This is a genomic window from Megasphaera indica (genome assembly GCF_046614755.1).
Classification (GTDB): domain Bacteria; phylum Bacillota; class Negativicutes; order Veillonellales; family Megasphaeraceae; genus Megasphaera; species Megasphaera intestinihominis.
Genome location: NZ_JBKKJR010000027.1, coordinates 22,691 through 29,159, shown reverse-complemented (window position 1 = coordinate 29,159; position 6,469 = coordinate 22,691). Strand labels below are relative to the sequence as shown.

The 6,469-nt window shown below is 52.2% G+C and carries 4 protein-coding genes and 1 pseudogene; all 5 read right to left on the bottom strand.

The annotated features are described in order from the left end of the window. Positions 1-234: 234 nt before the first annotated feature. The 5 genes and pseudogenes from ACFCTO_RS11190 to ACFCTO_RS11170 all read right to left on the bottom strand — a co-directional run bounded on the left by ACFCTO_RS11190 (position 235) and on the right by ACFCTO_RS11170 (position 6,459). Complete coding sequence (locus ACFCTO_RS11190) at positions 235-2,241, bottom strand: AAA family ATPase (protein ID WP_499876898.1); 2,007 nt, start codon at positions 2,239-2,241, stop codon at positions 235-237. 15 nt (positions 2,242-2,256) lie between these two features. Continuing rightward, positions 2,257-3,831 carry a DEAD/DEAH box helicase gene (locus tag ACFCTO_RS11185; RefSeq protein ID WP_499876899.1) on the bottom strand — a complete coding sequence of 525 codons (1,575 nt, stop codon included), beginning with the start codon at positions 3,829-3,831 and terminating at the stop codon, positions 2,257-2,259. A gap of 606 nt (positions 3,832-4,437) precedes the next feature. After that, positions 4,438-4,899: pseudogene (locus tag ACFCTO_RS11180) on the bottom strand (Hint domain-containing homing endonuclease); the annotation flags it as partial. After that, the gene (locus ACFCTO_RS11175) at positions 4,900-5,376 is read right to left on the bottom strand and encodes a DUF669 domain-containing protein (RefSeq protein WP_481327582.1); all 477 of its coding nucleotides are present in this window, start codon (positions 5,374-5,376) and stop codon (positions 4,900-4,902) included. A 24-nt stretch (positions 5,377-5,400) separates the two neighbouring features. Next, complete coding sequence (locus ACFCTO_RS11170) at positions 5,401-6,459, bottom strand: ATP-binding protein (RefSeq protein ID WP_302484814.1); 1,059 nt, start codon at positions 6,457-6,459, stop codon at positions 5,401-5,403. Positions 6,460-6,469: the final 10 nt, after the last annotated feature.

The window sequence follows — 6,469 nt, the reverse complement described above, 5'->3', positions numbered from 1 at the left end:
ATAATGAATTCATCGCGTAACTCCTTTGAGATGGTGTGTTTTAGCAGATTCATTATACTTCAAAGTGTGGTTACGCGATATTTATTTGTTCAAAAAGTTGTAAACTGCTGATATATAAGTTAAATGTCCGTCCTTTTGTCCCTATATTTATACGGACTTTAAATTTAAATGTCTGCATAAAGATGTTCTGTTATACATCGGGGACATTAAAGACAATTCATTAAATGTCCGGAATTATTTTTTCGTTACAACTCCTTTTTCTATGACAAAATCATCCAATTCGTTTATATATCGACGTACAGTTTTATCCGTTATGTCAAGATAGTCAGCTATATCACTGACCATTACTTGTCCATTTATTAAACAGGCATTATAGGCATTTTCTAATTGTTGTTTTTTTTCTTCTTTTTTCTTATGACGAACATCTTGACTCTTTTGCCATGGAGCTTTATCGCAGTCTGGCGTGAGCTTTTCCAGCTCGCCGCTGTCGTCGACGCGATGGATGGGATACTCGAACCACACGTTCAAGGGCTTGAAGGGCTCGAACTCTCGGAGCGTCCCTTCGATGCGCCAGGCCGTGCCAGGCAGGCCGACCTGGTCCGACGTGTTCAGCTGAATCATGTCCAGCAGGGCGTCAGCATCGCGGGCGAAGACGCCGGAGCCGCTGGCCCGGTCCATGGACCGCTTGCTGCCCTGGGCGCCCTTGCTGTGATGGTGGCAGTAGATGACGGCGCAGTTCAGCTCGGTGCAGACCTTGTCGAACTGATTGCAGAAGTGGGCCATCTGGTCGGCGCTGTTTTCGTCGCCTGTGATAATCTTATAAATCGGGTCGATGATGATGGCCGTGTAGTTCTTCTTGGATGCCCGACGGATGAGCTTCGGCGCCAGCTTGTCCATAGGGATGGATTTGCCGCGCAGTTCCCAAATGTCGATATTGGCAATGTTGTTGGCCGGCCACCCCAGGGCGTCATATACGTCCTTGAAGCGGTGCAGACAGCTCGGCCGGTCCAGTTCCAGGTTGACGTACAGGACGCGCCCCTGGGAGCAGTACCAGTTGAGCCACTTCCGACCTTCGGCGATAGCAATGGCCATCTCGATGAGGGCGAAGGACTTGCCGGCTTTTGAGGGGCCTGCCAGCATCATCTTGTGCCCTTTCCGCAGCACGCCCTCAATAAGTGACGGCGATAGCGGCGGCAGGTCGTTCCATACGTCTTTCAGGCTTTCTGGCTCCGGCAGGTCGTCGTTGACGGCCTCGATCCATTCGCGCCATTCCACGAAATTTTCCTTGCCCAGGTTGGTGTCGATGAGATACTGTTTCTTGCCATCCCGAATAACGCCAGGCATCCGGGACAATCGGGACGGGTTCCGGTTCTGCGTGTCGATGGCCAGGCCGTTCTTGCGGCAGATGGCATAGAGGTAGTCGACGCGCTTCCGATATTCTTCATAGTTGCCGGCATCGATGTGGACGATGGCATGAACGCTTTTCCCGCCGCTGTAGACCAGGCAGGCAACGGGCAGTTCCAGCTGTCGGATGATTTCGTTCTGCTTTTCCAGCTCCATCGAGTCGGACTCGACCAGGGCGAAGCGGAAGTCCGTCACGTTTTCGTTACGGACGCCTTTGCCGTCCAGCGGATTGAACCGGATCCAGGCGCCGACCTTGGGGTTGTAGTCCCCCAGGACGGCGCCCAGGTCCCCGTCACAGACTGTCAGCTCTTCGATGAGTTCCCCTGCAGTACGACCATAGTTCCCCTTATTCGGCAGGAACTTCCCATCTTTTTCCCAAGAGCTCGTTACATAGCCGACGTAGTCGGTACTATCGAACAGGGTTGAAAGATACTTGATAAGGTCTTTGACCGGGTCCCAGTTATCGCCGGGGGCTTCCAGTTCACGGCCTTCTACCCAGTTCTTGTCGACGACGACCTGATCATCCCGTTCGGGAATCATGTCGTCCCAGTCATAGGCGATGTCGGGGCCGGCTGATGAGGTCCAGCCGCCCCGCTTCGCCATGTCGACAATCGTAGCACCGGTAACTAAAGACGTAGCGTTATTGTCAAAAGTGTTCCACTTCCGGACACATTCGCCGGAATGATACCGGCCAGCGTCGCGAAGGCTCCATGTATCCCAGTCGGCGACGCTGTAGCCTTCGAGTTTTAACGCCATGCCTACATTTACCCACTCCTGATAGGTGCAGAACGACGGGTCAATATAGTCCAGGAGGGGTATGAGATTGATGTTTTCCAATATGCCCGCCCTCCTTTATTCTGGCTGGTACGTCGCCGGGATGATACCGGCCGGCATCCGCCAGCCAGCAGCGGCAATGCGGCCAATGAGCTTAGACGCCGCTGCAAAGGACCAGGTGCCGACATGCCGAAAGCCGCGGGCCTCCAACAGCCGGATTTGCCGAGCCGTCGCAAGTCCCAGCTCCTTGCGCTTGATGAGCCGGTCCAGTAACAGCTTGGCCTTGCCGGCGTTTTCGATTTCATCGGGGAAGATGCCGAACTTTTCCAGGGCCTTCAGCTGCTTGTCCGATGCCGGCATCATTTCCCAACCAAATGAAGGCACGTAATCTGCCAGGTCTTGCGCCTGGATGGACATTTCAAACTGCAGCGGATCTACCAGTTTCCGCTTGCGCTTCTTCATGGCTGCTAGCTTTTCTGCCAGGGCGGCTTCCCGGTCGGCGACGACGTCTTCTGCCGCTTCCTTTTCCAGGACTTCCAGGTCTGTTGGCTCGCCAGACTCGTTGAGCTTTTCCGTCATCTTCTTGGCCACGTCTTCCGTTTCGGCGATGAGGCAGGCCGGGCGGCACAGCTCGTGCTTTTCCGTATTCCACAAGAAGTCGAGGAGCAGCACTTCTTTCTTGCCTGGGAAAAGCCGCGTGCCGCGCCCGACCATCTGGCTGTACAGGCTGCGGCTCTTCGTGGCCCGCAGGACAATAACGCAGTCTACAGATGGGCAGTCCCAGCCTTCCGTCAGCAGCATGGAGTTACAGAGGACGTTGTATTTGCCGGCATCAAAGTCGGCCAGGACCTGCGCCCGGTCTTCACTGTTGCCATTGACTTCGGCGGCCCGGAAGCCGGCTTCATTCAGGATGTCACAGAACTTCTGGCTTGTCGCAACGAGCGGCAAGAAGACGACGGTCTTGCGGTCCTTGCAGTAGGTCTGCATTTCCCTGGCAATCTGGCCAAGATATGGGTCCAGTGCCGTCCCCAGTTCACCGGCTTTATAGTCGCCGGCCGAAAAACCGACGCCGGAAATATCGATCTGTAACGGGATCGTCTGGGCCACGATACGGCAGAGGTAGCCTTCTTTGATGGCCTGGACTAAGCTGTATTCGTAAGCAAGGCTATCGTAGTAGCTCCCCAGATTACGCATATCGGCCCTGTCCGGCGTGGCCGTGACGCCTAAGACCTTGGCATCGCCGAAATACTGCAAGATGCGCTGATAGCTGTCTGAAACGCTGTGATGGGCTTCGTCGATGATGATTGTATCGAAGTAGTCTGCCGCGAATTGATGCAGCCGCTTTTCCCGTGTCAGCGTCTGGACACTGCCGACGACGATGCGCCGCCAGGACCCGATGCAGGTCTGTTCGGCTTTTTCCACGGCACTTTTCAGCCCCGTAGCTTTCTCAATCTTATCGCTGGCCTGCTCCAGCAGTTCGCCGCGATGGGCCATGATAAGGACCCGTTCGCCGACCCGGACCCGGTCCTCAGCGATTTTGGCGAAGACAATGGTCTTGCCACAATTATGGGTGATTGTAAAATCATCTAATAAATAACGGTTGTCTCCATCAACAGTAAAGCCGATGTATGCGCCTGTCCCAATGGGTTCCACAGTGAACCCGGTAACAAGAACATTTTTCTTTTGTTTTCGTGGAGTAGCCATTTTTCGCTGAACTTTCATAGGAATTTTATCGCAGTTCCCACTAATACTGACCCGGTAGTATGTTCCTACAAAATTATTGCATCCCTTTTTACAGGGTGTAACATAGGCCGCGAGCCCAACCGATCTACACATAAAGGCTAAATCATTAGAAAGGCGTTCGGATTTAGAAATAAAATCATAGCCGTTACATGTAAGGTGGCCATCGCTATCTAACAATCCAGCAATGATGTTGAGACGTACAGCTATAGGACCCGTTTTATATATATCAGGCACTTGTTTTGTAGCAGAAGTTTCCCCTCTTAAGCCTAAATCTTTCAAAGAACGAATAAAGGCGGAGCGAGTGTATGCTTTTTTACTGGCAAAAATATAGGTTGTCGCCTTCCCGGCAGGTTCTGTACGAATCCGCAAATCCAATAATTCTGCTTGTTGGTGAATGACATTTACTACTTCAGCATCCATTGTTGTAATACTGACAGAGGCTCCATTCAAACTGCCATCTCCTAATAATATTCCCAAGAAATAAGGATCAATAGGATAATCGGCTTGATGAGAATGATAGAAAGTAATGGCATCTGCTCGAATCAGTTTGTGGATATTTTTTTTCCACTTGCTCCAGGTAAGCCATTCTTTTACAGAAACATCAATAATTTCACCACCATGTTTTTCACTTGGATATACAGGATGATTCGATTCTTTGGTTCGTTTTAACGTCAGCATATGATTTTCATCTACGACGAAAGGTTTGCCTTTTACCGGGCAAATTTTATACAAATATCCTTCTCCGCGGATGATTTGAAGGATATGCCGGGGAGTACCATCGCTCCCCAATAGGCAATCTTTTAGCTGGACATCTTCCACCATTTTAATGCTTCCATTCGCTAACAATACTGTTTCTCCGATGGCATGGCATCCTGTTGGTAGGACCAGGAGTGTTTTGGTATAGCCGCTGTCCCATTCATGCAGGACGGCCTGTTCGGCCTCCTGCTGATAGGGACGCAGCGTGACGTCGCTGCTCATTTAGAACGCCCCCTGTGTGTAAGCAGGACGCTGTGCCGGCTGACTCTGCGGCTGTGAAGCCTTGGGAGCTGCCGTCTTGTCGTAGAAGCGTTTCACATCGTTGTAGTCTTTCCCGTTGTACTTGCGGACACTGACCTGCATACGGCCTGTGGCTCCGATGAGCTGATTCCAGGCAATCCGGAAATGGCCATCGCCACGCTGCATCATACCGACAGCGCAGGCGAAGTTAGTCAGCTGCCATTCACTTTTGGAGTGCAGGAAGAGATTCTGGCGGATGCGTCCTTTCGTGCCGTCTGGCGTCTGTACTTCGTACGTCAGCTTGGCCATCGGGCAGGGCGGCATCTTGTCGCTGCCGTCGAAGTGGGCCCGCTCAAAATCAACGATCGTAAAATCATAATCACCAGGAGGGACGATTTGAAACGAGTCTTCCACTTCGGTAAATTCATCATCCCAACTAAATGCGCGTTCTTCTGTCATTGTCATTACCTCCTAATCAAAACATTAAAACGGAACTTTCTTTAATTGATTGATAACTTGCAACATTTGCGGAAAAGCCGCTACCAGGCACCCCATGACGAAGTCTTCCGGGTAATTTGCAATCGGCATGTCTGCCGGGAAATATCCTTTGTACGCTACGGCCTGTTGAATGTCCCGGGCTGTAACGTTATTGGCGGCCATGAGATCCGCCAGGGCCTGGGGAATGTCTTCTTCGTTCGCCTGGACGTCGGATTGTTCGGCTTCTGCTCGGGCAGGTGGCTTCGGCGATTCTTTTGGCGGATCCGGTGCTTTGGGAGCTGGTTCCGGTTCAGCAGGCGTTGGCTGCGGGGTCACTTGGTTCATGACGGGGATGCAGTTGGCGATTTCCTGGTAATCAAAGGGCAGTTCTTCGGCCAGCCCATGCCGGTTTTTAGCATCCCAGCATGGGTTGTGTGCCGTATACATGACCCGCTTGCCACCGCTGACTTTCTTCTTGTTATCCTTCGTCGTGATGACGATTTCCTTGTAATTCACGAAGAGAACCATGTCCGCCCATTCCTTGGCCAGGGCGGCACACTGGTTGCCGGCCTTTTGCCCCAGTTTCAGCTCATACCGGTCGTATGCCCCCGTTTCTTCGGGAAGCTCGAACTTGCGGATAATACTGTGAGCCGTCAGGACGACATTCATGCCGGCGTCAATTAAATCCGACAAGCTGTCTAAGAGCCGCCCAAATTCTTCTTTGACGTAGGTGTAGCCCTTGCCATACCCAAAGTCTTCAATGCCTACCTTCCCATTGGACTGGCAGACAGCTTCTTCGCAGAGCCGTTCAGCCCAGTCCGCTGTATCGATGACCAGGGTATGGTAGCCCATCGTATCTCCCTTGAGGTCCTTGATATACTGCTTGAGCATCTGCCAGGACGTCGGCCTGGGCAGGCGGTCTACTTCGAGGTGCGACGTGCTGCCTTCCGTGTCGATGAACAGGGGTTTGGGGAATTGCGCGGCAAACGTTGACTTGCCGATACCTTCCGGGCCGTAGATGACGACTTTCTGAGGCTTTATGATTTTCCCTGAGATGATCTTCATGATTTACTCC

Excerpts from the sequence above, each read along its gene's own strand:
- ACFCTO_RS11170 (WP_302484814.1), bottom strand. The coding sequence starts at position 6,459 with ATGAAGATCATCTCAGGGAAAATCATAAAGCCTCAGAAAGTCGTCATC.
- ACFCTO_RS11175 (WP_481327582.1), bottom strand. The coding sequence starts at position 5,376 with ATGACAGAAGAACGCGCATTTAGTTGGGATGATGAATTTACCGAAGTG.